The sequence below is a fragment of the Streptomyces sp. NPDC005435 genome, assembly GCF_040703155.1.
Taxonomy (GTDB): domain Bacteria; phylum Actinomycetota; class Actinomycetes; order Streptomycetales; family Streptomycetaceae; genus Streptomyces.
Map to the genome: position 1 here is coordinate 105,006 of NZ_JBEXEQ010000023.1, position 24,792 is coordinate 129,797.

The 24,792-nt window shown below is 73.2% G+C and carries 22 protein-coding genes; 12 read left to right on the top strand and 10 right to left on the bottom strand.

Going from position 1 to position 24,792, the window contains the following annotated elements; translation table 11 throughout:
* Window positions 1–294: 294 nt before the first annotated feature.
* From AB0898_RS26450 to AB0898_RS26460, 3 genes are all read left to right on the top strand, one after another.
* On the top strand, window positions 295–1,521 hold the full coding sequence (locus AB0898_RS26450; protein ID WP_366805492.1) for a chitinase: 1,227 nt from the start codon (window positions 295–297) through the stop codon (window positions 1,519–1,521).
* A 128-nt stretch (window positions 1,522–1,649) separates the two neighbouring features.
* Window positions 1,650–2,423, top strand: a complete 774-nt coding sequence (locus AB0898_RS26455) for a polysaccharide lyase family 7 protein (RefSeq protein WP_366805493.1) — start codon at window positions 1,650–1,652, stop codon at window positions 2,421–2,423.
* A 165-nt stretch (window positions 2,424–2,588) separates the two neighbouring features.
* Window positions 2,589–3,044 carry a hypothetical protein gene (locus AB0898_RS26460; protein WP_366805494.1) on the top strand — a complete coding sequence of 152 codons (456 nt, stop codon included), beginning with the start codon at window positions 2,589–2,591 and terminating at the stop codon, window positions 3,042–3,044.
* A gap of 72 nt (window positions 3,045–3,116) precedes the next feature.
* Here the strand turns inward: AB0898_RS26460 and AB0898_RS26465 are convergent, their stop codons facing one another.
* Together AB0898_RS26465 and AB0898_RS26470 are read right to left on the bottom strand one after the other, a co-directional pair.
* Entirely contained in the window at window positions 3,117–6,491 is a 3,375-nt protein-coding gene (locus AB0898_RS26465; protein ID WP_366805495.1) for a pyruvate carboxylase, read from the bottom strand.
* Window positions 6,492–6,566: 75 nt separating this feature from the next.
* A complete protein-coding gene (locus AB0898_RS26470; RefSeq protein WP_366805496.1) occupies window positions 6,567–7,466 on the bottom strand; it encodes a hypothetical protein in 900 nt (299 codons plus the stop codon).
* Window positions 7,467–7,930: 464 nt separating this feature from the next.
* Between AB0898_RS26470 and AB0898_RS26475 the strand changes: the two genes are divergently transcribed.
* The 7 genes from AB0898_RS26475 (at window position 7,931) to AB0898_RS26505 (ending at window position 14,976) form a co-directional block, all read left to right on the top strand.
* Entirely contained in the window at window positions 7,931–9,874 is a 1,944-nt protein-coding gene (locus AB0898_RS26475) for an ATP-binding protein (RefSeq protein ID WP_366805497.1), read from the top strand.
* Entirely contained in the window at window positions 9,871–10,278 is a 408-nt protein-coding gene (locus AB0898_RS26480) for a roadblock/LC7 domain-containing protein (RefSeq protein WP_018548706.1), read from the top strand. Before AB0898_RS26475 ends, AB0898_RS26480 begins: the two co-directional genes overlap by 4 nt.
* Entirely contained in the window at window positions 10,275–10,622 is a 348-nt protein-coding gene (locus AB0898_RS26485; protein ID WP_366805498.1) for a DUF742 domain-containing protein, read from the top strand. Before AB0898_RS26480 ends, AB0898_RS26485 begins: the two co-directional genes overlap by 4 nt.
* Complete coding sequence (locus AB0898_RS26490; RefSeq protein WP_407078411.1) at window positions 10,603–11,220, top strand: GTP-binding protein; 618 nt, start codon at window positions 10,603–10,605, stop codon at window positions 11,218–11,220. Before AB0898_RS26485 ends, AB0898_RS26490 begins: the two co-directional genes overlap by 20 nt.
* A complete protein-coding gene (locus tag AB0898_RS26495; protein WP_366805499.1) occupies window positions 11,220–12,425 on the top strand; it encodes a cytochrome P450 in 1,206 nt (401 codons plus the stop codon). The genes AB0898_RS26490 and AB0898_RS26495 overlap by 1 nt, the downstream gene beginning before the upstream one ends.
* A 101-nt stretch (window positions 12,426–12,526) precedes the next feature.
* Window positions 12,527–13,753 carry a cytochrome P450 gene (locus AB0898_RS26500; RefSeq protein ID WP_366805500.1) on the top strand — a complete coding sequence of 409 codons (1,227 nt, stop codon included), beginning with the start codon at window positions 12,527–12,529 and terminating at the stop codon, window positions 13,751–13,753.
* Between the two features lie 233 nt (window positions 13,754–13,986).
* On the top strand, window positions 13,987–14,976 hold the full coding sequence (locus AB0898_RS26505) for an aldo/keto reductase (RefSeq protein WP_366805501.1): 990 nt from the start codon (window positions 13,987–13,989) through the stop codon (window positions 14,974–14,976).
* 449 nt (window positions 14,977–15,425) lie between these two features.
* On the opposite strand, the gene AB0898_RS26510 is transcribed toward AB0898_RS26505, so the two are convergent.
* Complete coding sequence (locus AB0898_RS26510; RefSeq protein ID WP_366805502.1) at window positions 15,426–16,169, bottom strand: SMI1/KNR4 family protein; 744 nt, start codon at window positions 16,167–16,169, stop codon at window positions 15,426–15,428.
* On the bottom strand, window positions 16,166–16,633 hold the full coding sequence (locus AB0898_RS26515; protein WP_366805503.1) for a hypothetical protein: 468 nt from the start codon (window positions 16,631–16,633) through the stop codon (window positions 16,166–16,168). Before AB0898_RS26515 ends, AB0898_RS26510 begins: the two co-directional genes overlap by 4 nt.
* 124 nt (window positions 16,634–16,757) lie before the next feature.
* Here AB0898_RS26515 and AB0898_RS26520 point away from each other — a divergent pair, with 124 nt between their 5' ends.
* The gene (locus tag AB0898_RS26520; protein WP_366805504.1) at window positions 16,758–17,906 is read left to right on the top strand and encodes a PP2C family protein-serine/threonine phosphatase; all 1,149 of its coding nucleotides are present in this window, start codon (window positions 16,758–16,760) and stop codon (window positions 17,904–17,906) included.
* An 81-nt stretch (window positions 17,907–17,987) separates the two neighbouring features.
* Here the strand turns inward: AB0898_RS26520 and AB0898_RS26525 are convergent, their stop codons facing one another.
* From AB0898_RS26525 to AB0898_RS26550, 6 genes are all read right to left on the bottom strand, one after another.
* On the bottom strand, window positions 17,988–18,422 hold the full coding sequence (locus tag AB0898_RS26525; protein WP_366805505.1) for a DUF5959 family protein: 435 nt from the start codon (window positions 18,420–18,422) through the stop codon (window positions 17,988–17,990).
* Window positions 18,423–18,515: 93 nt separating this feature from the next.
* Window positions 18,516–19,028, bottom strand: a complete 513-nt coding sequence (locus AB0898_RS26530; RefSeq protein WP_366805506.1) for a hypothetical protein — start codon at window positions 19,026–19,028, stop codon at window positions 18,516–18,518.
* A 138-nt stretch (window positions 19,029–19,166) separates the two neighbouring features.
* A complete protein-coding gene (locus AB0898_RS26535) occupies window positions 19,167–20,396 on the bottom strand; it encodes a beta-ketoacyl-[acyl-carrier-protein] synthase family protein (RefSeq protein WP_366805507.1) in 1,230 nt (409 codons plus the stop codon).
* Between the two features lie 126 nt (window positions 20,397–20,522).
* Window positions 20,523–20,921, bottom strand: a complete 399-nt coding sequence (locus AB0898_RS26540) for a hypothetical protein (protein ID WP_366805508.1) — start codon at window positions 20,919–20,921, stop codon at window positions 20,523–20,525.
* A gap of 53 nt (window positions 20,922–20,974) precedes the next feature.
* Window positions 20,975–23,173: an acetoacetate decarboxylase family protein gene (locus AB0898_RS26545; RefSeq protein ID WP_366805509.1), complete on the bottom strand. Its 2,199-nt coding sequence runs from the start codon at window positions 23,171–23,173 to the stop codon at window positions 20,975–20,977.
* Between the two features lie 298 nt (window positions 23,174–23,471).
* On the bottom strand, window positions 23,472–23,930 hold the full coding sequence (locus tag AB0898_RS26550; protein ID WP_366805510.1) for an NAD(P)H-dependent oxidoreductase: 459 nt from the start codon (window positions 23,928–23,930) through the stop codon (window positions 23,472–23,474).
* Between the two features lie 110 nt (window positions 23,931–24,040).
* Between AB0898_RS26550 and AB0898_RS26555 the strand changes: the two genes are divergently transcribed.
* The gene (locus AB0898_RS26555; protein WP_366805511.1) at window positions 24,041–24,682 is read left to right on the top strand and encodes a class I SAM-dependent methyltransferase; all 642 of its coding nucleotides are present in this window, start codon (window positions 24,041–24,043) and stop codon (window positions 24,680–24,682) included.
* The last annotated feature ends 110 nt before the right edge of the window (window positions 24,683–24,792 follow it).

A 24,792-nucleotide genomic window follows, 5' to 3' on the forward strand; every position in this document is an offset into this window, starting at 1 on the left:
TCCCCACCCCTGTGACCGCTCATGCCCTTGCCGTCCCCCCGCCCTGCGCCGACGTTCAAACGTCGCGAAACAGTACGCACCTGTCAAGGGTGCCTCAGTCGGACGACACTCCGCCACGGTTCCGCGCAGATCGGCCGGTTCGCCAACTGACGCACACAGAGCGGACGTCAATCCTCCGCGCGGGTAAAGACTTCGTTTGGTCCAGTCCAAGTGTGCGCATTGGACTAGACCAACACGACGCCCCGCCAAGAGGCTGGGGTCTTCCCCATCCCCCACCCCCCATGGAGGCACGTAGTGGGACGTCTTCGCGCTTGTCTGGGCGCGGCCGCCGCGGTAGGGCTGGCCGCGGCCGGTACCACCGCTCTGGCCGCGGGCAGCGCCTCGGGTGCACCCAGCGCCCTCGACAACCGCTGGTACGCGGCGGCCCCGTACCTGATGCCGGAGGACAACGATCCTCCGGACGCGGCCGCGATCATGGACGCCAGCGGGCTCAAGGCCTTCCAGCTGGCCTTCATCCTGGCGCCCAACGGCGGTGGCTGCACCCCGACCTGGGGCGGCACCTCGTCGCTCTCCTCCGACAGCGCCGTCCAGTCGGTGATCAACACCATCCGGTCCAAGGGAGGTGACGTCTCCGTCTCGATCGGCGGCTACGGCGGCACCAAGCTGGGCCAGACCTGTTCGGACGCGGCGAGCACGGCGGCCGCGTACCAGCAGGTCATCACCAAGTACGGGCTGCACGCGATCGACTTCGACCTGGAGGAGCCGGAGTACGAGAACACCGCGGCCATCAAGAACGAGATCGGCGCCGCCAAGATCCTCCAGCAGAACAACCCCGGCCTGTACGTCTCCGTGACCACCCCGGGCACGGCGGACGGCACCGGCTGGTTCGGCAAGCAGATGCTGCTGGAGGCGAAGTCGCAGGGGTTCACCCCGAACAACTTCTCCATCATGCCCTTCGACGGCGGCTTCAACGGCGCGGCGAGCCAGACCGACGCGCTGACCAAGTTCAACGGCATCCTGCAGTCCACCTTCGGGTGGAACGAGGCCACGGCGTACGCGCACGAGGGCTTCTCCGGGATGAACGGCCGCAGCGACGCCGGCGAGTACTTCTCCCAGGCGGACTTCCAGACGGTGCTGGACTTCGCGACCAGCCACCATATGGACCGCTTCACGTTCTGGTCGCTGAACCGGGACCGCCAGTGCTCCCCCGCCGACAACGGCGGCCACACCTCCGGGTCCTGCTCCAGTGTGGCCCAGAGCGCCTGGGAATTCGCCAGGTTCTCGGTGAAGTTCGCGGGGGCCACCCCGCCCGGCAACACGACGCCCCCGACCCCCACCCCGACGCCCACTCCGCCGAACCCGGGCAACTCCTGCAAGACCGCCTGGAGTTCGTCGGCCGTGTACGTCAGCGGGGACGAGGCCTCGTACAACGGGCACAACTGGAAGGCCAAGTGGTGGACCCAGAACGAGGCACCGAACGGCTCCGACTGGGGTCCCTGGCAGGACGAAGGCTCCTGCTGACGCCCGGCTGACCTCTTGACGGCGATGGTCCGAACCTTTACGTTCCGGGTCGTCAACGTCCATGGATGCGCCCGGAGTTCATATCCATGAACTCCGGGCGTTTCCGGTCCGACGGGAGGACCCCCCACATGACCCGTCCCAGAATCCTCGCCGCGCTGACCGTGGCCGGCCTCACCCTCACGCTCGGCGTGTGCGGCGGCAGCGCGCAGGCGGCCGACCCGCACGTCGCGCCCGGCGGCAACTTCGACCTGTCCGTCTGGCAGCTCCAGGAGCCGGTCGGCTCCCCCGGCTCCCCCACCACGATCCCCTCGTCCCGGCTGCGCGGCGCGAACGGCTACCAGGACGCGTACTTCTTCACCGACACCCGCGACGGCGCGATGACCTTCTGGGCGCCCGAGAAGGGCGTCACCACGCCCAACTCCCACTACGCGCGCTCGGAGCTGCGCGAGATGAACCGTGACGGCGGCGCCGCCGACTGGAAACTCTCCGGCTCGCACCGGCTGAGCGCGACCCTGCGCGTGGTCTCGGTGACCGAGAACGTGTGCGTCGGCCAGATCCACCTCGGCTCGGGCGGCTCCTCCACCAAGCCGCTGGTCGAGCTGTACTACCGCGCGAACGGCGACATCGTGCTCGGCACCGAGGACTCCCCCTCCGGCGGCCAGACCCTCCACCCGGTCGGCCATGTGTCCCTCGGCAAGACCTGGACCTACACCATCGCCGTGACCGGCGGGAACACGATCGAGCTGACCGTGAACGGCACCGTCACCCGCTACGGCATCCCGTCCGCCTTCTCCCCGTACCGGCAGTACTTCAAGGCCGGGTCCTACAACCAGTCCTCCTCGGACAGTACGACCAACGGCGCGAAGGTCGGTTTCTACGGCCTGACCGTGTCCCACAGCTGATCCGAGGGCCTCGCACAGCTGATCCACAGACCCTCCGGGAAGGCGTCCCGTGACCCGCCTCACACCCGGACATACGGTGTGACCTGCGCAACTGGTGCATTTGAGCGAAGGGTCGTAGCGTCGGTGCGCACACGGTCGGACACGGCACTACAGGTGGGAGCGACCATGCGCGGAACACTGATGGGAACGGCGGTCACCCTGGCGGCGGGGGCGCTGCTCACGGCGGCCATGACCACGGCCTCGGCCAGCCCCCCGGACGATTCCGCCGCGCACACGGACGCCTCCCGGCCCGTCCTGGTCGACTGCCAGTGGCAGCGCGATGTGCGTCCGGCGGACTTCATGCTGGCCTGCGGCGACGGGAACAGCCGTCTGCTGGGGCTGAACTGGACGAAGTGGAACGACGGCAAGGCGGTCGCCGAGGGCGTGAACTGGGTCAACAACTGTGACCCGTACTGCGCCCGCGGCACCTTCAGGGGCTACCCGGTGACCGTGCAACTCGACCGCCCGGCCGAGTGGAAGAAGGAGCCGGGGGTGCAGCACTTCACCAGGATGACCCTGATCTACAAGGACGCCCGTCCCGACGGGTTCAAGCAGGTCATGACGTACCCGCTCTGGGACTGAGGGCGGCTCAGGCTCCGGGAGCGGTGACAGGGCTCCCGGAGCCCGCGGCAGGAGGGCGGCGACCGGCCGGGGTCAGACGATCTCGGCCAGCAGGTCGCCGCCCTCCACCTGCTGGATGCGGTTGATGGCGAGCCGGGCGATCCGGCCGGCCTTCGGCGCGGTGATGGCGGCCTCCATCTTCATCGCCTCGATGGTGGCGATCGTCGCCCCGGCCTCGACCTCGTCGCCCTCGGCCGCGGTGAGCGTCACCACTCCGGCGAACGGCGCCGCCACATGCCCCGGGTTCGCACGGTCGGCCTTCTCGGTCGCCGGCACGTCGGAGGACGCCGAGCGGTCGCGGACCCGGATGGGGCGCAGCTGGCCGTTGAGCGAGGACATCACGGTGCGCATCCCGCGCTCGTCGGCCTCGCCGACCGCCTGCAGCTCGATCAGCAGCCGCACCCCGGGCTCCAGGTCGACGGCGTACTCCTTGGCGGGGCGCAGCCCGTAGAAGAAGGACTTGCTGTCCAGGACGCCGGTGTCGCCGTACGACTGGCGGTGGGTCTCGAACTCGCGGGTGGGCCCGGGGAAGAGCAGCCGGTTGAGGGTGGGCCCGCGGTCCTTGGCCAGCCCCTCGCGGTCCTCGGCGGACAGCTCGGGCACCGGCTTGGGCTCGGCGCGCCCGCGCAGCGCCTTGGTGCGGAACGGCTCGGGCCAGCCGCCGGGCGGAGTGCCCAGCTCGCCGCGCAGGAAGCCGATCACCGAGTCGGGGATGTCGAAGCGGTCCGGGGTCTCCTCGAAGTCCTCCGGTGACACTCCGGCGCCGACCAGGTGCAGGGCGAGGTCGCCGACGACCTTGGAGGACGGGGTGACCTTGACCAGCCGGCCGAGGATGCGGTCGGCGGCCGCGTACATCGCCTCGATCTCCTCGAACCGGTCCCCGAGGCCGAGGGCGACGGCCTGGGTGCGCAGGTTGGAGAGCTGGCCGCCGGGGATCTCGTGGTGGTAGACGCGCCCGGTCGGGGAGGCGAGGCCCGCCTCGAAGGGGGCGTAGATCTTGCGCACGCCCTCCCAGTACGGCTCCAGCTCCTCGACGACGGCGAGGTCGAGCCCGGTGGGCCGCTCGGAGTGGTCGGTCGCGGCGACCAGCGCCGACAGGGAGGGCTGTGAGGTGGTCCCGGCCATGGAGGCGACCGCGCCGTCCACGGCGTCGACGCCGGCCTGGATCGCGGCGAGGTAGGTGGCGAGCTGGCCGCCGGCGGTGTCGTGCGTGTGCAGATGCACGGGGAGGCCGAACTCGCTCCGCAGCGCGGTGACCAGCTTCGTCGCGGCGGGCGCGCGCAGCAGGCCCGCCATGTCCTTGACCGCCAGGACATGGGCCCCGGCCTCGACGATGCGCTCGGCGAGGCGCAGGTAGTAGTCGAGGGTGTAGAGCCGCTCGGCGGGGTCGCCGAGGTCGGCGGTGTAGCAGAGGGCGACCTCGGCGACGGCGGTGCCGGTCTCGCGTACGGCCTCGATGGCGGGGCGCATCTGGTCGACGTCGTTGAGCGCGTCGAAGATGCGGAAGATGTCGATGCCGGTGGCGGCGGCCTCCTGCACGAAGGCGTCGGTGACCTCGGTGGGGTACGGCGTGTAGCCGACGGTGTTGCGGCCGCGCAGCAGCATCTGGAGGCAGATGTTGGGAATCGCCTCGCGCAGGGCGGCCAGCCGCTCCCAGGGGTCCTCGGCGAGGAAGCGCAGCGCCACGTCGTAGGTGGCGCCGCCCCAGCACTCCACGGAGAGCAGCTGCGGCAGGGTGTGCGCGACGACCGGGGCGGCGGCGAGGAGGTCCTTGGTACGCACCCGGGTGGCCAGGAGCGACTGGTGGGCGTCGCGGAAGGTGGTGTCGGTGACGCCGAGGGTGCGGGACTCGCGCAGCTGCCGGGCGAAGCCCTCGGGGCCGAGAGCGACCAGCAACTGCCGGGAACCGGCCGGGGGTTCGCCCGCCGGGACCTCCGGCAGCTTGGTGACCGGGTCGGGCAGATCGGGACGCTCGCCGTGCGGCTTGTTGACGGTGACGTCGGCCAGATAGGTGAGGAGCTTGCTGCCCCGGTCGGCGGAGTGACGTGCCGTCAGAAGCTGCGGGCGCTCCTCGATGAACGAGGTGGTGACCCGCCCGGCGCGGAAGTCCGGGTCGTCCAGGACCGCTTGCAGGAACGGGATGTTGGTGGCCACACCCCGGATGCGGAACTCGGCCACCGCACGCCGGGCGCGGCCCACGGCGGTCGGGAAGTCCCGTCCCCGGCAGGTGAGTTTGACCAGCATGGAGTCGAAGTGGGCGCTGATCTCCGTACCCGCGTGGGTGGTTCCGCCGTCGAGCCGGATACCGGAGCCGCCCGGCGAGCGGTACGCGCTGATGCGGCCGGTGTCGGGGCGGAAGCCGTTGGCGGGGTCCTCGGTGGTGATACGGCACTGAAGTGCGGCCCCGCGCAGGGTGATCCGGTCCTGGGAGAGCCCGAGGCCGGCCAGCGTCTCCCCGGCGGCGATGCGCAACTGGGCCTGGACCAGGTCGACATCGGTGACTTCCTCGGTCACCGTGTGCTCGACCTGGATGCGCGGGTTCATCTCGATGAAGACGTGGTTGCCGTCCCGGTCGAGCAGGAACTCCACGGTGCCCGCGTTGCGGTAGCCGATCTCGCGGGCGAAGCGCACGGCGTCGGCGCAGATGCGGTCGCGCAGTTCCGGATCGAGGTTGGGCGCGGGGGCCAGCTCGATGACCTTCTGGTGGCGGCGCTGAACCGAGCAGTCGCGCTCGTAGAGGTGGATGACCTCGCCCTCGCCGTCGGCGAGGATCTGCACCTCGATGTGGCGGGGGTCCACGACGGCCTTCTCCAGGAAGACGGTCGGGTCGCCGAAGGCGGAGGCGGCCTCGCGGGAGGCGGCCTCGATGGACTCGCGCAGCTGGGCGGGGTCCTCGACCCGGCGCATGCCCCGGCCGCCGCCGCCCGCGACCGCCTTCACGAAGACGGGGAAGCCGATCTCGCCCGCGGCGCGCACGAGTTCGTCCACGTCGTCGGAGGGCGCGCAGGAGGCGAGGACGGGCACTCCGGCGGCGCGGGCGGCGGCGACCGCGCGGGCCTTGTTGCCGGTGAGTTCCAGGGTGGCCGCGCTCGGGCCGACGAAGGTGATGCCCGCCTCCTCGCAGGCGCGGGCCAGCTCGGGGTTCTCCGAGAGGAAGCCGTAGCCGGGGTAGACGGCGTCGGCCCCGGCCCGGCGGGCGGCCGACACGATCTCGTCGACGGAGAGGTAGGCCCGCACCGGGTGCCCCTGCTCCCCGATCTCGTACGCCTCGTCGGCCTTGAGCCGGTGCAGCGAGTTGCGGTCCTCGTAGGGGAACACGGCGACCGTGCGCGCGCCCAGCTCGAAGGCCGCGCGGAACGCCCGGATCGCGATCTCACCCCGGTTGGCGACCAGCACCTTGCGGAACATCTCGGATTCCCTTCAGCCTGCCGGCGACGACACCATCGTGTCAGCCAAGCCCTGCCCCGGTATCTCGCGGAAACACTAGGGGGCGCCCGCTCCGGTCGAGGTGCGAAAACCGTCACATTGACGTGACCGCGTCGACGTGGCCGCGCGTGCGGGCGCGGGAGGCGGTGCGGGCGGCGCCACGGGGGCGGGCGGCACGGGAGCGGGGGGCGTGTACCGCCTTGCCGCCGGGGGCCGTACGCGCCGTACCGCCAGGGATCGCAGGAGGCGGCGCAGGCGGGTGCCGTGGGTGTGCAGGACGCCGAGGACGACGGCGGCGCCCACGGCGATCAGGTGTTCGCGGCCCGCGAGGTTGGGGACGGCGATCGACTCCCACACCATGGATCCGCCTGTCAGAGTGAAAACCACGGGCGCCCGGCGCACCACCGCCAGATAGGTGAACAGGCCGACGACCGCCGCCGAGGGGCCGGTGTCGAGGACCTGTCCCGCCTCGGGCGGCAGCCCGAGCCCCCACCAGGCGTCCGGGCCGAGCGCGATCATCGCCCGCGCGGTGAGGGTGCCGGCCAGGGTGGTGGCGTAGGCGATGAAGAGGGTGCGGGCGCGGCCGAGGACGAGTTCGGCGAGCGCGAAGGCCAGGAAGAGCTGGGTGATGCCCGCCCAGACCGGGAGGTCGAGGGCGGGGACGTACAGCGAGACGGGGGTGCGCAGCAGGGACAGCCACAGGGGCAGGTCGGCGGTGACGCCGCCGAGCCGGCGCACCCAGTCGGCGCCGGCCGGATGCTGGGCGACATCGTGGAAGAAGATGACCCCGAAGGCGGCGACGAACGCCAGCAGGAGTCCCGCGAGCCCCCGGCGGGCGAGTCTGCGCACCGGATCGACCACGATGGCGTGCCACTCGCCCCGCAGCACGCGTCCGGTGCCCCGGGCGAGCCGTGCGAGCGCGGCGCGGACCACGTGGGTGCGGCCGCCGGTCCTCATGAGACGCGGTCCCCGGTCGCTCCCGGCTGCCCCGACCCGCACATCGCCCCCTCCCCCGGCCGTGCCCGGGTGCGGGACGGCGGTCACAGTTCAGCGAGCCGGAGGCCGGTCGTCAAGATCTTCGGCGGCGGCGGACGCGTGACAAGAATCGGGTCCGGCCGTCTCAACCTCGCGCGGTCCGGTGGCGTCCGGCGTTCCGTGCCGTATGCGCATACGGCCCCGGGCGCCCGGTTCACGGCCAACGCGCGGGTTTGTACGTCCACTTCATGGACTGCCGCTGCTTTCTTTCCACTTTGATCATCAACTCTCGTATAGTGACCGCCGGTTCACCGAGACAGTCGTTTTCCCGTCAGCCGATCCGCACTGCGGTGCCGTTCGCCTTCCGTTCCCGTTCCGTTTCCCTTCCGCCGACGTCCCACTGCCAACCACCAACCGCCACCTGCCGCGAGGACCACACCGGACCGATGACCGCGCCCACGCCATCAGGCGACCGTTCCTCCCTCCGCGCGCCCGCCGCCGCGACCGCCACGACCGCCGTCCTCTCGGCGCTCGCGCTCGCCGTGGCGGTGGCCGTCGCGCCGGGTCCGGCGCACAACGCGCTGCTGTGGTGCGGGATTCCGGCCGCGGTCCTGCTCTCGGCCGCCGTGGCGACCGCCGCCTACGCCCGCCACACCGGGCGCCTGCTGCGCCGCCGGCTGGAGGGCGCGGCCGGGGACATCGCCCGGCTCACCCAGCAGCGGGACCGGCAGACGGAGGACGCGCGCCGGGAGCAGCAGCGGCTCATCAACGAACTCGCCGCCCAGCGCGTGGAGTTCAAGGAGGAGCGGCAGCGCCTGGAGCGAGAGGGGGCCGGTTCGCTCGACGAGGTGCGCGGGGAACTTGCGTCCGTGCGCGCGGAGTTGGAGCAGGCCCGGCGCGAGCGGGCGGCGGCTGTCTCCGCGACCTCCAACGCGGCGGCCCGGATGCAGGCGCTGGCCACGGCCACGCTGGCCGACCTGCGCGCGATGGAGGACCGGCACACCGACGAGGACGTGCTCACCGACCTCCTCCACCTCGACCACCGTACGGCCCAGGCGGGCCGGCTCGCCGACTCCATCGCCGTGCTCACCGGGGCGCGTTCGGGCCGTCGTTGGGCGCGGCCGATCGCGATGGAGTCCATCCTGCGCGGTGCGATGGGACGCATCGGCGGCTACCGGCGGGTGCGGGTGCACTCCACCAGTGACGCCGCCGTCGCCGGGCACGCGGCCGAGGGCGTGATGCACGCGCTGGCCGAAGTCCTCGACAACGCGACCAACTTCTCACCGCCGACCGCCGAAGTCCATGTGTACGTGGAGGAGGTTCCGGCCGGGGTCATCGTGTCCGTGGAGGACAGCGGCCTGGTGATGGGTGACGTGCAGCTGCGCCGCGCGGAGAAGGCGGTCACCGGTGACGTGTCCGGGCTCGGCGGCCTCACCGGCACCCGGCTGGGGCTCGCGGTGGTGGGGCGGCTGTCCCACAAGCACGGTCTCAAGGTCTCCTTCCGGCCCTCGGCCCGCGGCGGCACCGGCGTGCTGGTGCTGGTCCCGCAGGACATCCTGACGAGCCCGGTCCCGCCGGAGCGGGTGCCTCCGGCGGCGCTGCCCGCGCCCGTCGAGCCCGAGCCGGAGAACTCGGACACGCTTCCGCGCCGGCGCCGGGGCCGCACCCTGGCGGAGGCCGAACGCTCCCGTTCCTCCCACTCCACGACCCCGTCCCCGGCCCCCGATCCGGCCGAGGCCAAGACCCGGGCGGCCCGCTTCACCAGCTTCCGCAAGGCGGTACGGCCGTCCGGCGGGGCGGGGAAGGACGCCTCGGCCGAGCCGTCGGGCTCTGCCGGACCGGCCACCGGTACCGGGGCGGACCGCGCCCCCGGCGCCGTACCGGACGGCTCCCGCCGCGACGGCACGCCGCAGGAGCCCCCGGCCGGGACCCGCCCGCAGGGCGACGACGCGACCGCGGCCGCCGACCGCGCGGCCCCAACGGCCGCAGGGCCCCGCGCCGGATCGCCCGGCTCCCGGCCACAGGGCACCTCCGGCGAACCCCCGGCCGATTCCGCACCGCACTCCGCCGACGCCCCCGCGCCGACCGACGCCACGCCCCCCGCCCGCGCGGAGCGCACCCCCGCTCACGACCACAGCGACCACACCGGCGGCCTCGCCCGCCGTACCCGCACCCGCGCCACCGCAAACGGCTCCCCCGGCAACGGCGACGGCGACGGCGGCGACAGCCCCGTCCACGGCCACCCGGCGGACGCACCGGCCGACGCCCCCGCGGCCGGGCACGCCGACGCGGCGGCCCCCCGTACCGACACCCCCGGCGGCACCTCACCCAGCGCCGCCGCCTCCTCGTCCGAGCACCACCCCACGCACCCGGAAGGCCCCATTTCATGACCGGCCCGACCACCGCCGACGACAAGCTGACCTGGCTCCTGGAAGGACTGCTGGAGAGGACTCCGGGCGCGAAGCACGCGCTCGTGCTGTCCCGGGACGGGCTGAAGCTGTGCCGCTCGCCCGAGCTGTCCGTCGACCAGGCCGACCAGCTCGCCGCGATCGCCGCGGGCATCCAGTCCCTGTCGCAGGGCGCGTCCGTGGAGTTCGGGGACGGCAGCGGCGGCGTGCGCTCGGCGATGACCGAGTTCTACGGCGGTGTGCTGTTCATCGTCGAGGCGGGCTCGGGCGCCCATCTGGCGGTGATCACCAGCGACGACGCGGACCCGGGCGTCGTGGGGCACACCATGAGCGAACTCGTGGAGCAGATCGGTGAGCACCTGACCGCTCCGCCCCGTTCCTCATGAGCCGTCCCGGCAGGGACGACGCCCCGGACCGTCTCTACACGATCACGCACGGACGGGTGGGCCCCGCTCCCGACAACCCGTTCGACCTGGTCACGCTGGTCGTCGCCGAGTCGGCGCCCACGCCCGGTATGCAGTCGGAGATGGTGGCGATCCTGCGGATGACCGAGTTCCCCACCTCGGTCGTCGAGATCGCCGCCGAACTGCGGCTGCCCGTCGGCATCACCAAGGTGCTCCTGGGCGACCTGCTGGACCAGGGGCGCGTCAGCGCACGCCATCCGCACCGGCCGGCCATCACCGACCCCGACATCCTGGAGCAGGTGCTCGTTGGACTCCGCAATCTCTGACGCGCGCACCCCGTTGGGTGCCTCCGCCGACAACGGTCTGAAGATCGTCGTCGTGGGCGGCTTCGGCGTCGGCAAGACCACCCTGGTGCGCTCGGTCAGCGAGATCCGCCCCCTCAACACCGAGGAGACGATGACGCAGGCCGGCGCGTCGGTGGACGACATCGAGCAGGTGCGCGGCAAGTCCGCGACGACCGTCGCCTTCGACTTCGGCCGCATCACGCTGGACGCGCACAACGTGCTGTACCTGTTCGGGGCGCCGGGCCAGGAGCGGTTCTGGTTCCTGTGGGACCGGCTGTTCTCCGGCACCCTCGGCGCGGTGGTCCTGGTGGACACCCGGCGCATCGACGACTCCTGGTACGCCATCGACCGCCTGGAACACCACGGCACGCCGTTCATCGTGGCCTGCAACGACTTCGGCGGCCCGGTGCACGCCTCCGAGGACGTGCGGGCCGCCCTGGACCTCGATCCGGACGTCCCGCTGATCGACTGCGACGCCCGTGACCGCGAGTCGGCCAAGCAGGTCCTGATCACCCTGGTGGAGCATGTGCGCAGCCAATACGCTGCTGCTGCCGGGCCGTTGACGGCGGAGGTGGTGTGATGGCCGACGCCGTGCCCCTCGGCGGTCCCCGGTTCCAGACCGAACCCGCCCAGCTGTACCGGGAGATGCGCCGCGACCACGGCTCCGTGGTGCCGGTGCTGCTCGACGGCGACCTGCCCGCGTGGCTGGTCCTCGGCTACCGCGAGCTGCATCAAGTCACCGGCGATCCGGTGCTGTTCAGCCGCGACTCCGAACTGTGGAACCAGTGGGAGAACGTGCCGGACGACTGGCCGCTGCTCCCCATGATCGGCCACCGCCAGCCCTCGATCCTCTACACGGTCGGCGAACGGCACCGCCAGCGCGCGGCGATGGTCAGCAACGCCCTGGAGTCGGTGGACCCCTTCGAACTGCGGGGCCAGGCCGAGCGGTTCGCGGACGAGCTGATCGACACCCTGTGCTCCTCGGGCGAGGCGGACCTGGTGGGCCAGTACGCCGGACTGCTGCCCGTACGGGTGCTGGCGCATCTGTACGGCTTCCCGGACGAGGAGGGGCCGGGACTGGTCACCGCGCTCAACGACATGATCGACGGCCGTGAGCGGGCGCTCGCCGGCCAGGCCCATCTGGCCTCCTCCATGGCCCGGTTGGTGGCCGAGCGGGCCAAGGAGCCCGCCGAGGACGTGGTCTCGCGGATGCTCGCGGACGACAGCGGCTTCACCGAGGAGGAGCTGGTCCAGGACCTGATGGTGATGATGGCGGCGGGCCACCAGCCGACCGCCGACTGGATCGGCAACTCGCTGCGGCTGATGCTGACCGACGCCCGGTTCGCCGCCTCCCTGTTCGGCGGCCGCAACAGCGTCGCCGAGGCGATGAACGAGGTCCTCTGGGAGGACACCCCGACCCAGAACGTCGCCGGGCGCTGGGCGGCCCGCGACACCCATCTGGGCGGGCGCCGCGTCCGGGCGGGCGATCTGCTGCTGCTCGGCCTCCAGGGCGCCAACTCCGACCCCCAGGTGCGCACCGACGCCTCCGAGCTGACCGGCGGCAACAACGCGCACTTCTCCTTCGGGCACGGCGAGCACCGCTGTCCGTTCCCGGCGCAGGAGATCGCCGAGGTGATCGCGCGCACCGGTATCGAGGTGGTCCTCGACCGGCTGCCGGACATCGACCTGGCGGTGCCCGCCGAGTCCCTGACCCGTCGCCCCTCGCCCTGGCTGCGCGGGCTGACCGAGCTGCCCGTCCGGTTCACGCCCGTACCCGCCCTCTGATCTCGCGTCACCCCGGCCGCAGGACTCTCCTCCGGCCGGGCCCGGGGGCCGTCCCGGACCGACGCGCAGTACTCCGACCCTGCCCTGGGAGGCATGTCCCGATGACGACCGGTACCGCGACGTCCCCGATCGCCCTCGATCCCTTCGTCACCGACCTGGACGGCGAGAGCGCGGCCCTGCGCGCGGCCGGTCCGCTCGCCGCCGTGGAGCTGCCCGGCGGTGTGCCGGTGTGGGCGGTCACGCGCCACGCCGAGGCCAAGGCGCTGCTCACCGACCCGCGTCTGGTGAAGGACATCAACGTGTGGAGCGCCTGGCGGCGCGGCGAGATCCCGGCCGACTGGCCGCTGATCGGCCTGGCCAACCCGGGCCGCTCGATGCTCACCGTGGACGGCGCCGACCACCGCAGAATGCGCACCCTGGTCGCGCAGGCGCTCACCCCGCGCCGGGTGGAGCTGATGCGCGAGCGGATCGAGAAACTCACCCAGGGCCTGCTGGACGCGCTGCCCGCCGATGACGAGGTGGTGGACCTGAAGGCGGCCTTCGCCTACCCGCTGCCGATGTACGTCGTCGCCGACCTCATGGGCATCGACACCGCCGAACTCCCGCGCCTGAAGGTCCTGTTCGAGAAGTTCTTCTCCACCCAGACCCCGCCCGCCGAGGTCATCGCGACCCTCACCGAGCTGGCCGGGATCATGGCGGCGACCGTGGCGGCGAAGCGGGCGGAGCCGGGCGACGACCTCACCAGCGCGCTGATCCGCGCCTCGGCGGACGGCGACCACCTCACCGACGAGGAGATCGTCTCCACCCTCCAGCTGATGGTGGCCGCCGGTCACGAGACCACCATCTCGCTGATCGTCAACGCGGTGGTCAACCTCTCCGCCCACCCCGGCCAGCGCGCCCTGGTCCTGTCCGGGCAGGCCGACTGGTCGGCGGTCGTCGAGGAGACCCTGCGCTGGTCCACCCCGACCTCGCACGTGCTGATCCGCTTCGCCACCGAGGACGTGCCGGTCGGCGACAAGGTCATCCCGGCCGGGGACGCGCTCATCGTGTCGTACGGCGCGATCGGCCGCGACGAGCAGGCGCACGGCCCGAGCGCCGGGGACTTCGACATCACGCGCGAGACGAAGAACCGGCACATCTCCTTCGGCCACGGCCCGCACGTGTGCCCCGGCGCGGCGCTCTCCCGCCTGGAGGCGGGGGTCGCGCTGCCCGCGCTGTACGCCCGTTTCCCGCATCTGGACCTCGCGGTTCCGGCCGCCGAGCTGCGCAACAAGCCGGTGGTCACGCAGAACGACCTGTTCGAGCTGCCGGTGCGCCTGAACGGCTGACGCGCGCTTCCGGACGGCCGGCTCGCGTTCCCGGACGGCCGACGCGTGTTCCCGGACGGCTGACTTGCGCTGGAGCGCACTCCAGCACCTAGCGTCGTGACCACCGGCGCGGTACGGCCCGCCGCCCGCCCGGCGTCCCCGCACGGGATGCCGGGCGGGCGGATCCGTCGCTAGATGGAGAAGGGGGTTCGTGCCGTACGGGTGACCATGATCGAGTACGGAAGGGCTGGACGATGCGACAGCGCAATCTGCGGGATCTGACGGTTTCGAGTATCGGCCTCGGCTGCATGGGAATGTCGGCGTTCTACGGCACGGCCGACGAGAAGGAGGGCATCGCCACCATCCACCGCGCCCGGGAACTGGGCATCGACTTCCTCGACACCGCCCAGATGTACGGGCCGCTCACCAACGAGTCGCTGGTCGGCGAGGCGATCCGGGGCAACCGCGATGCCTACGTCCTGGCCACGAAGTTCAACTACCGGATGGACGACGCCGTACCCGGCGACATGTCCTCCGTCGGCCCGCAGGACGGCTCGGCCGAGCATGTGCACAGCTCCGTACGCGGCTCCCTGGAGCGCCTGGGCACCGACCACATCGACCTCTACTACCAGCACCGGGTCGACCCGAACGTCCCCATCGAGGAGACGGTCGGCGCGCTGGCCGAGCTGGTCGCCGACGGCACGATCGGGCACATCGGGCTGAGCGAGGCGAGCGCGGAGACGCTGCGCCGGGCCAACGCCGTCCACCCGATCACGGCCGTGCAGAGCGAGTACTCGCTGTGGTCCCGGGACGTGGAGGCGGAGGTGCTGCCGGCCTGCCGCGAGCTGGGCATCGGCTTCGTCGCGTACTCCCCCCTCGGCCGCGGCTTCCTCGCCGGCCGCTTCTCCTCCCCCGACGAGCTGGACCCCGACGACTGGCGCCGCCAGAACCCCCGCTTCACCGACGAACACCTCGCCGCCAACCTCCGCCTCGCCGCGAAGGTCAAGGAGATCGCCGAGGAGAAGAACGTCACCCCCGCCCAGCTCGCCCTCGCCTGGGTCCTCGCCCAGGGCGACTTCATCGTCCCCATCCCCGGCACCAAGCGCCGCTCCTACCTCGAACAGAACGCGGCCGCCGTCGACATCGTGCTCACCCCGGAGGACCTGTCCCGCATCGACGCGGAACTCCCCGAGGTCTCGGGCGAGCGATACGACGCGGAGGGGATGCGGTCGGTCAACCGGTGACCGCCGGCGTTCGGGAGCCCTGGTCGTCCGCTACCGGGAAGCGGACGACCAGGGCTTTCAGCCCATACAGGCGTTCGCAGGGTGCACACCGGCCGGACGCGCTGGTCGTAAGCGGTGACGCCGAGCCCGTCGCTCGTCGCCTTGCCGGCCACCCCGGAAGCCGCCGTCCCTCCATGCCGACCGGCCCTGACGTCATCCCACCGCGGAGGACCCCGTGAACGAGTCCGTCCGACCGTCACCGATCGTCGGGGCCCGGCGGCCCAATATCAGAACGGCACGGTCAGGCCACCCTCGCGCAGGACACTGAGAGCCCTGCCAAGGCACTCTGCGGCTGAGCTGCCGTCCGCCCTCAGCCCGTGAGCCAACGGCCCGCCACCGGCGGCAAAGGTCCATGACCGGTGACCGAGGGCAGCCCGTCCGCTCCGGGGGAAGCGGTCAGGCCGGGCGCTCTACGAGGCGAACCACCGGTACCAGATCGGCGTGTCCACGCCCGCCCGCCAGTTCTCGTAGGCGGCGCGGCGGCGTGCGGGGGTGGTCAGGGGTTCCTCGTGGGTGAGCCAGTCGAGGTACCAGTCCGTGAAGGTCGCGGCGCGGTGGGCGTCGGTGAGCAGGGGGTTCAGGCGGTCGCATGTGGCGCGGCCGTCGAACCACATGGTTCCGCGCATGGGCCCGCTGATGACGAGGAGGGTGTAGAAGCCGCAGCCGTCGTCGTGGAGGACGGCGGCCCCGGTGGCCCGGGCGGCCTCGGTCGCGTACGCCTCCTCCTGCCAGGCGTCGTGGTCGGCCTGGTACGCCGCGTCGGACGCGTAGCCCTCCCGCTGCGGCCGGCGGTCCCAGGCGTCCTCGCTCGCCGCCAGCGCGATGTCATGGTCGGGGAAGGGGACATGCAGTTTCTCGTGCTCGCCGTACGAAGCGCCCTCCCAGTCCCAGCGCTCCCCGTGGAGCCGCAGCTCCCGGACCCGGCCGCCCGCGCTGACGCGCAGCAGGTACTGGCGGTAGTCCTCGGGGAACTCCACGCCGAACTGTTCCTCGGCCTGGCGCACCTGGGTCTCGCTCAGGACGTCGGGAAGCCCGCCGGACCCCGTGCCCCGCCGCGCGTAGAGGGCGAGGGTCCGGTCGCGCACCTCGTCCCAGTCCACCGCCCGCGTGCCCGTCTCCTTGTCCCGGCGCCGTCGTCCACGGAATGCCCTCACGACGCCCCCACGACGAACAGCCACAGACCGTCGTGCCGGAAGACCGTGAAATCCTCCTGCTGCCCGGTGCGGAGGAAGTGGAGGGTGCCGCCGCGGACGTCGTACGGGTCCTCGGCGGTGAGGTGGACCGAGACCGGGCCCGCCGCGCCCTTGCCGTAGGTGTCGATGGTGCGGCGGGCGGCGGCCTGCTCGGTGTCGTGGGCGAACCAGCGGCGGTGCCAGGAGAGGTCCGTCAGCCGGCCGGGGTCGCCCGCGCGCAGGCGTTGCACGTAGAGATCCAGGTAGAGCCTGAGGGTGGCGGGAGCGTGGCGGTCACCCGTGTACGTCACGGCGGGCAGCCCGGACCGGTTCGCCCGGCGGTAGTCCCACTGGGCGCGCGGGGCACCCCAGGCGATGCCGGAGCCGGTGACCGCCAGGGCGGCGACGAGGGCCGTCCACAGGACGAGCTTGCGTGTACGGGTCAAGGGAGCACCGGGGATGTGAGACGGCCGAAGATCGCTTGAGGATAGCGGTCGGTCCAGGTGAGGGGCCCTCCCACCCCGCGCCGGACGACATGCCGGAGTCCCGGTCCTGGCGCACCCTGGGGGAATGAGGTCGGGGTGGTGGTCCGTGGGGCCGCGGCGGACAGTGCGGTCGGCGCATGCGCTGCCGCTGCTGCCGGTGGCGTTGGTCGTGGCGATCACGGTGGCGGATCTGTGGTCTCCGGCGGACGTGCATCTGGGGCCGGCGCTGGTGATCGCTCCGGCGCTGACGCCGTCCCTGGCCGGACCCAGGACCACGGCGTTCGTAGGGCTGCTCGCGCTCGCCGCGCAGACGCTCATCGGCTTCCAGCACGGCGGTATCGGCACCACGAACCACATCGTGCAGCTCGTCACCCTGGCCGTGCTGTGCGTGATCCTGGTCGTCTACAGCGTCGTACGCGAACGGCGCAGCGCCCAGCTGGCGCAGGTCCGCAGTGTCGCCGAGGCCGCGCAGCAGGTGCTGATGTGGCCGTTGCCCGAGCGGATCGGTCCGCTGCGGATCGCCTCGCGGTATCTCGCGGCCGAGGACGAGGCGCAGATCGGCGGCGATCTGTACGCGGTGGCGCGGGGAGAGGGGGCGGTGCGGGTCCTGATCGGGGACGTACGCGGCAAGGGGCTCCCGGCGATCGGGGAGGCCGCGCTGCTGCTGGGCGCGTTCCGCGAGAGTACGCACCGGCACATGTCGCTCGGGGAGCTGGCCGGCGCGCTCGACCGGAGCATCACGCGGTACGCCGCCGAACTGGACGCCGCGGAGGAGGCGGGCGAACGCTTCGCCACGGCGCTGCTGGTGGAGATCCCGGAGGATGGCGCGCGCACCCTGATGACCAGCTGCGGCCACCCTCCCCCGCTGCTGCTGCGCCCCGGACACGTCGTCACGGTCCCGGGCCTCCACCCCTCCCCGCCGCTCGGCGTCCACGGCGACGTCGACCACACGGTGGACGCGTTCGCCCTCGCCCCCGGCGACACCCTTCTCCTCTACACGGACGGTGTGATCGAGGCCCGCGACGCCCAGGGCCGCTTCTACCCCCTGGCCGAACGCGCCGCCCGCTGGAGCGACGACACCCCGGAGACCCTGCTGCACCACCTGCGCCGCGACCTCCTCGCCCACGCGGGCGGCCACCTCGGCGACGACGCGGCCCTCGTCGCCGTACACCGGGCCCCGGCCGGCCACCACCGGCATCACCATGGGCTGGGGAGCGGGGCCCGGGCGGGGTGAGTCCGGGCGGAACCCGACAGGGCCGGGACGGGGTGCGTCCGGGCAGAACCCGGCGGCCGCGGCGCCGTGGCCGGCAGGCCCTCAGCGCTCCAGCGGGAACCGGTTCCTGACCTCCGCGAGCAGCCGGCGGTGGGCCGCCCAGTCGGGCTCGGTCGCGAGGGGGACGGTGACCAGGACCTGTGAGCCGGTGATGTCGCAGACGCCGACCTCCGTGCACCCGCTCTCGGTGCGCTCGGCGGGGTCGATCATGACCCGTGGGGAGCTGCCGCTCTCCAGCCAGACGGCCTGCCGCCCCGCCTCGGCGGTGTCCAGAACCTCGGCCCAGCTGTCGAGGTCGTAGGCGTTGAGGTGCAGTTCGACGCGGCCGCTGACGAATCCGGTGCCGATCACGATCTCGCCGTGCAGGGCGTCGTACCGGTCGGTGCCGGAGAAGCGCACTCCGCCGAGGATGCGCAGGGAGACGTGCTGTTCCTCGTCCGAGAGGCGGATCAGTTCGAGCGGGACGGCGTCGGGCACGTCGGTACTACCTGTTCTGGGCCGGGATCATGGGTCGGTGCCCCCATTGTGCCCGTGGTGGCCCGGACGGATGGCGGCCGCCCGGACGCGGCGTCAGCGCACCTGCTTCAAATCCGTGATCTTGCGTGTCGTCAGGTCGGACTGGACGTCGATCCGGGTGACCTGGGGGTGCTTGCCGTCGCTCCAGGTCAGGGTGACGCGGGTGGTGGCGTGGCCCATGCCCGAACCGGCGTAGGCGGCCTTCCACTTCACGGGGACGTTCTGGGCGAAGAGGATGCCGTCGGCGTGGTTCTCGCGCTCCCAGGCGGCGACCTTCTTGCGGGCCGGGGCCGAGAGGTAGAAGTCGCGGAGGGCCTTGGTGTCGGCGCCGGCGGCCGGGTCCTCGCCGTCCCAGACGGCGTCGATGTAGGCCCCGTAGAAGTCGGCCACGCGCTGGGTGACGTTGCGGGGGTCGCCCTGGACGGTCGTGACGGCGGCGGGGCGGGCGGCGGCCGGTGCCGGGGCGGTGTGGGCGGTGCCCGCGAGCGCCGGGGTCACGGCGGCCAGGGCCAGGCCCGCGCCGAGGGCGACGACGGTCAGCGGTGTCATGCGGTTGCGGAGGGACATGAGCCTGATTCACCCGTTTTCTGCGAGACCGGGCCGTTCCCGGCCGTTGACGGTGCGTAAGACCGCGATTGTCACGTCCTGGTTCCCGTATCCCGTCACCCTTTGCCCGATGTCCCCCGCCCGGCGCAGCCGCCCCGCTCAGTCGGCCGCCGTGAACGCCAGCACCGCGTTCTGGCCGCCGAAGCCGAACGAGCTGCTGATGGCCGCCCGCACCTCCTGCGCGCGGGGCGCCTTGGAGACGACGTCCAGGTCGATCGCCGGGTCCAGGGTGTGGAGGTTGGCGGTCGGCGGGATGAGCTGGTGGCGCAGGGTGAGGACCGTGCAGGCGGCCTCGATGGCGCCGGCGCCGCCGATGGCGTGGCCGATGGTGCCCTTGACGGCGGTGACGGGGGGCGGGCGGCGGAAGACCCGGTGGAGCGCGTTGTGTTCGGCGAGGTCGCCCTGCGGGGTGGAGGTGCCGTGCGCGTTGACGTGGTCGACGTCCTCGGGGGCGAGCCCGGCGTCCGCGAGGGCGCCCTGGATGGCGCGGGCGGCGCCGTCGCCGCCGGGGTGGGGGGCGGTGAAGTGGTGGGCGTCGCAGGAGGCGCCGAAGCCGGAGACGTAGGCGGCGGGACGGCTGCCCCGGGCGCGGGCGTCCTCGGCGCGCTCCAGGACGAGGACGGCGGCGCCCTCGCCGAGGACGAAGCCGTCGCGGTCGCGGTCGAAGGGGCGGGACGCCTCGTGCGGGGCGTCGCTGCGGCGGGACAGCGCGCGCATCTGGGCGAAGCAGGCGGCGGTCATGGGGAGCCGGGCCGATTCGCTGCCGCCGGCGAGGACGAGGTCGCAGGCGCCGGACAGCAGCCAGTCGCGGGCGAGTCCGATGGCGCTGGTGCCGGAGGCGCAGGCGGTGCTGACGACCATGTTGGGTCCGGTGACGCCGAGGTCGAGGGCGATCTCGGCGGCGGCCATGTTGGGCACGCTGCGCGGCAGCGCGAGCGGCGAGACCCGCTCGGGCACCTGGTCCGCGAGCCGGTCGAACTCGGCCTGCCAGCCCTGCATGGAGCCGGTGCCGACCCCCATGACGACGCCGACCCGGGTGGACTCCCAGCCGTCGGGGCCGGTGCGGGCGTCGGCGACGGCCTCGCGTGCGGCGAGCAGCGCGAAGGTGGTGAAGCGGTCGAGGCGGCGGCTGAGGCGGTGGCCGAGCAGGCCCGCCGTGTCGAGTTCGGGCACCCGGCAGGAGAACGCCACCGGCAGCCCGTCCAGGACCGGGTCGGCGGCCGCCGTGGAGAGCCCGGCGCACAGACCCGCCCAGGCCGCCTCCCTGCCGATCCCGGCCGGCGTGACCAGTCCGAGTCCGGTGACGGCCACGGGGGGACGCCGGTTCATGTCACCTGATTTCACGAGCTGCATGTGCCGTGATTATGCGGACCCGTGGCGCCCGGCCCGCCGCGCCACACTCGTCCGGCCGGTGACCGCTCCCGCTACCACCCGTATGCGCGAACGCGGCGCCGCTCAGGCGATGCCGTCGTACGGCCGGGAGGCGACGGTCGAGGACCGGCCCGCTGGGCCGCCGGACCGCCCGGCGCGAGCGTTCGGCCGTCCCGTCCGGTCACTCGGTACGGCGTCCAGGCCCGGGTGCGCGGTGAGCAACACGGCGGCTGCGGCGCGCAGTTGACGGGCGGCCCGGCGGCAGGCGGCGGCCTGCCGGGTCAGGGCGGGACGGGTGTGGGCGGGCGTGGCGGGGCAGGCGGCCAGGGTTCTGACGGTGGCGACGAGGCGGCGGGCGTAGCCGTCCATCAGCTCGGCGTCGGCGCGCAACCCGGCGGCCCGGTCGAGGAGTTCGGCCGCGCGCGCTGTGGTACGGGGGGACGTCCTGCGGGTGGACGCCGTACGGGGGGACTCGGTCACCATGGCTGCTCCCGGTCGCGTGGGGTCGGTCGCGGTCTCGGTCGTGCGGGGCGGTCTCAGCGCGGCAGCACCGCTCCCGCGCCTCGGTGGACCATGGACTGCGGGCAGGACAGCACGAACAGCGGCCGCGCGTCGTCGGCGCCGAGCTTGCGCAGCTGCCCGGACATGGGTTCGGCGGCGGAGGTGTCCAGGCGCAGCCGCACGCCCGTGCCGAGGTGCAGCCGGGGGCGGCCGCTGGTGCGGACCAGGGTGCGTACGGTGCTCTCGCCGCGCCTGCCGTAGAGCACCCAGTCGGCCTCGGGGCAGCGGATGCCCGGACCGAGCCGCCCTTCGACGGTGACGCCGATGTCCGGTGCCGCGAACCGGAGTTGACGACCCGTCAAGTCCGCTTCGGCGGGGGCGCGCAGTGCGGGCAGGCCCCAGATCTCCCGCGCGACGACCTGGGCCTCCTCGCTGGTGACGGCGAGCGAGAGGACGTACCGGCCGGTGCGGCGCAGGTCGGCGCGGCGCAGCAGGTCGGTGGCGAGGTCGAGCGGGCGGGGCCGCCACAGGTCGTCGACCAGGACCGACAGGACGATCTCGGTGTACGGGCCGATGGTGGAGCTGCGGTGTTCGTACAGGGAGAGCACCGCGAGCGCGCGCCGCGCGGGCGTGCTCGGCCGCATCCAGGCGACGTGGGGCAGCAGCGCGCGTACGGCGTCGGCGTCGGCCGGGAAGCACAGGTGGGCCGAGGAGGAGTCGTGGTAGCGCACCGGCAGCAAGACCGGGCCCCGGGTGGTCGCCAGGGACGTGGTGGGCAGGGTGAGGAAGGGGTGGCCGTCCGGCGGGTGGGCGCGGTTCTTCAGGCGGTAGGCCTGGGTGCGTACGACGGGTCCCCGGTACGGCGCGAGGGCGCGGTCGATGTCGTCGCGTACGGCGGGGGCGGTGGTGCGCAGGTGCTCCAGGTACGCGCGCAGGGTGTGGGAGCGGGGGAACTCCCTGGCCGTACCGGTGAATTCGGCCTCGTAGCGATTGGGGTGGGCCTCGGCGGCGGCGCCCCGGCCCTCGGGGGCGGGCACGATGTCGTGTTCGTCGGTGACGCGGGCGACCCAGGTGCGCGGGTCGGCGGGTTTGCCGCGGTGCGGCGGGGAGCCGACGGCGACGACGTGGGTGACCCGGTAGGTGGCGCAGAACTCGGGGTCCTGGGCGAGGTTGAGCAGCGCGGTGCCGCCCTCGCCGTGGCCGATCAGCGCCAGCTCCGCGCCGCGCGGGATGCCGTGGTCCTCGATGGCCGGCAGCAGGGCGCGGGTGTAGGGCGAGCCGGGCGTGAACTGCTCCCGCCAGGCGCCGAGGGCGTCGGGCGGCGCGTCGTCGCGGGGGCGGCCGGGGGCGGTGCCGGGGGCCTGGACGACGTAGCGGACGACGCCGTCGGGGCCGCGCACGTTCTGGACGAGGACGCGTCCGGCGGTGGAGAGCGTCTCGATGTTGCGCAGGAAGCCGAGGAAGGAGCCCTCGGTGGCGACGGTCTGCCGTTCCAGGTCGGTGAGGGCGGTGCCCTCGGCCGCCGCGTCGCCGGGGCCGCTCGCCGGTCCGGCCGTGGGATCGCCGGCGCGGTCCTCCGGTTCGGCGTCCAACAGGGCGCGTACGGGGAGCAGTTCGGTCATCAGGGCGGCGAGGCCGGTCAGGGGGCGCTGGGCGTCCCGGTCGCGGAACAGGCCGCGCAGGGCGCGTACGGCGTCCCGGTCGCGGGGGGCGGTGAGGGCGCGGCGGAGTCTGCGGACGCCGGGTTCGCGGGCGAGTTCGGGGTGGCCGGTGAGCAGGGCGGCGGTGCGCAGCCGCAGGGCGGTGACGGCCACCCGGGCGGCCAGGTTCTCCCCGCCGAGGGCCGAGGCGCCCGCGCCCAGCATCCGGGCGAGGCCCCGGGTGTCGCGTCCCGGCGGGGCGCCGAGGCCCCAGCGGTCCGTCAGGGCCCGCAGCAGTGCGGCGCGGGCGGCCGGGGAGAGGCGGGTACGGCGGCGGCGGGGTCCGGAGGAGGCCGGCGCGGAGAGCGCGGCCGTGGTGCGCGCGGCCACCGCGCGTATGCCCTCGGCGGCGTCGAGCACGTCGTGCGCGGCCTTCCGCAGGAGTTCCGCCGTCTCGCGGCCGGTGTCGGCGGGTCCGGTGTCCGCGTGTCTGGTGTTCGCGCGGCCGGCATCCGCGTGTCTGGTGTCCGCGTGTCCGTCGTCGTGCTGTCCGCCCTTGACGGGCCGTCCGGGTGCGTGGCCGTCCGCTCGCATCCGACGCTCCCTCGGTTCGACTGTGTACGACGGGTGGGACCGCCTCCGCCAAGAGGCGGCCTCGGTCCCATCGTCGGCCAGCGTCTGCGTGCCCGCACTTCCGTCCGGGTCGCAGGTGAGACGGCGGCGGGGGCTGCGGGGGCGGTCCGGGGAGACCCTCCGGACCCGCGCGGCGCCGGGCTCGCGGGGTGCTCCGGCAGGTCGGTCCGGGGGCCGTCCAACCAGTGCGGGAGGCACGCCGTATCCGGCTCCGCCGACCACTCGAACGGGTTAACCGGGGCGGTGGCGGGGCGTCCCCTCAGACGTCGGCGGACAGGGCGGCGGCCACGGTGGCGCCCAGTTCCCGGCAGGCCTCCGTGTCGGTCTTGGCGGGGGCGCCGGTGACGGTCACGGTCTCGGCGACGCGGCGCCAGCCCAGGCCGGCGGTGAGGGCGTCCAGGCCGCGCAGGGCGCCGGTCACGTCGCTGCCGCCGTGGACCCAGGCGCCGAAGGGGCGGCCCCGGGTGGCGTCCAGGCAGGGGTAGTAGACCTGGTCGAAGAAGTGCTTGAGGGCGCCGGACATGTAGCCGAGGTTCGCGGGGGTGCCGAGGAGGTAGCCGTCCGCCTCCAGCACGTCGGAGGCGGTGGCGGCGAGGGCGGCGCGCCGTACGACACGGACGTCCTCGATCTCGGGCGTCCGCGCTCCGGAGAGCACGGCCTCGAACAGTTCCTGGCAGTTCGGCGAGGGGGTGTGGTGGACGATCAGCAAGGTGGGCACGCCTGGAAGCGTGCCCTGCGGGCACGAGGAGCCGCAAGCGGGGTCGTTGTGGCGCACCGGCCGGGGTGCGACGATGCCGGGCAGCCGAACGGGATACGGGAGGAGCCGTCTTGGCCGAGGAAGAACAGCGGGCGCCCGCAGCCGTCGTGTTCGACGCGCTGGGTCTCGCCTACGAGGAGGCGTTCGCCACCTCCGCGTCCCATCTTGCCTCGCTGGGCTGGCTGGTGGAACGGCTGAAGCCGGGGAGCCGGGTGCTGGACGTGGGCAGCGGGACGGGAAGTCCGACCGCGCGCGTCCTGGTGGACGCCGGACACCGGGTGCTCGGTGTCGATGTCTCGCCGGTGATGGTCGAGTTGGCCGCGCGGCAGGTGCCGGAGGCCGAGTTCCGGCTCGCGGACATCCGTGAACTGCCGCTCGCCGTGGGGTCGTTCGACGCGGTGTGCGCGTACTTCTCGCTGCTGCAGATGACGCGGGCCGAACAGGCTTCAGTGGTGGGCAAGTTGACGGCGGCGCTGCGTCCGGGCGGCCTCGCCGTGCTGGCGACGGTGCCCGTCGACGTGGAGGGCGCCGACGTGACGTTCATGGGCCAACCGGTGCGGGTGACGAGCTTCGCGGCGGAGGACTTCGCTCAACTCGCCTCGGATGCGGGGCTGTCGGTGCTGGCGGAGGAGAACGTGCTGTTCACTCCGGCGCACCCGGACGGCGGGCCCGAGCCGCAGGTGTTCCTGTACTGCCGGCGGGACGAGGGCTGAGACGACGGCGGCGGCGGTGCGGGGCTGTTCGCCCGCGCCCCCCCCCCCCCCGGTCGCGACGGCGGTCCGCTCCCGGGGAGGAGCCCCGGCGCCCGGCCCGCCGGGACAAA

Bases quoted from the DNA above. Each gene is read 5' to 3' on its own strand.
- AB0898_RS26540 (WP_366805508.1), bottom strand. From the start codon at position 20,921: ATGGTGACCGAGTCCCCCCGTACGGCGTCCACCCGCAGGACGTCCCCC.
- AB0898_RS26545 (WP_366805509.1), bottom strand. From the start codon at position 23,173: ATGCGAGCGGACGGCCACGCACCCGGACGGCCCGTCAAGGGCGGACAG.
- AB0898_RS26530 (WP_366805506.1), bottom strand. From the start codon at position 19,028: ATGTCCCTCCGCAACCGCATGACACCGCTGACCGTCGTCGCCCTCGGC.
- AB0898_RS26520 (WP_366805504.1), top strand. From the start codon at position 16,758: ATGAGGTCGGGGTGGTGGTCCGTGGGGCCGCGGCGGACAGTGCGGTCG.
- AB0898_RS26535 (WP_366805507.1), bottom strand. From the start codon at position 20,396: ATGAACCGGCGTCCCCCCGTGGCCGTCACCGGACTCGGACTGGTCACG.
- AB0898_RS26475 (WP_366805497.1), top strand. From the start codon at position 7,931: ATGACCGCGCCCACGCCATCAGGCGACCGTTCCTCCCTCCGCGCGCCC.
- AB0898_RS26480 (WP_018548706.1), top strand. From the start codon at position 9,871: ATGACCGGCCCGACCACCGCCGACGACAAGCTGACCTGGCTCCTGGAA.
- AB0898_RS26505 (WP_366805501.1), top strand. From the start codon at position 13,987: ATGCGACAGCGCAATCTGCGGGATCTGACGGTTTCGAGTATCGGCCTC.
- AB0898_RS26455 (WP_366805493.1), top strand. From the start codon at position 1,650: ATGACCCGTCCCAGAATCCTCGCCGCGCTGACCGTGGCCGGCCTCACC.
- AB0898_RS26465 (WP_366805495.1), bottom strand. From the start codon at position 6,491: ATGTTCCGCAAGGTGCTGGTCGCCAACCGGGGTGAGATCGCGATCCGG.
- AB0898_RS26470 (WP_366805496.1), bottom strand. From the start codon at position 7,466: ATGAGGACCGGCGGCCGCACCCACGTGGTCCGCGCCGCGCTCGCACGG.
- AB0898_RS26495 (WP_366805499.1), top strand. From the start codon at position 11,220: ATGGCCGACGCCGTGCCCCTCGGCGGTCCCCGGTTCCAGACCGAACCC.
- AB0898_RS26500 (WP_366805500.1), top strand. From the start codon at position 12,527: ATGACGACCGGTACCGCGACGTCCCCGATCGCCCTCGATCCCTTCGTC.
- AB0898_RS26485 (WP_366805498.1), top strand. From the start codon at position 10,275: ATGAGCCGTCCCGGCAGGGACGACGCCCCGGACCGTCTCTACACGATC.
- AB0898_RS26460 (WP_366805494.1), top strand. From the start codon at position 2,589: ATGCGCGGAACACTGATGGGAACGGCGGTCACCCTGGCGGCGGGGGCG.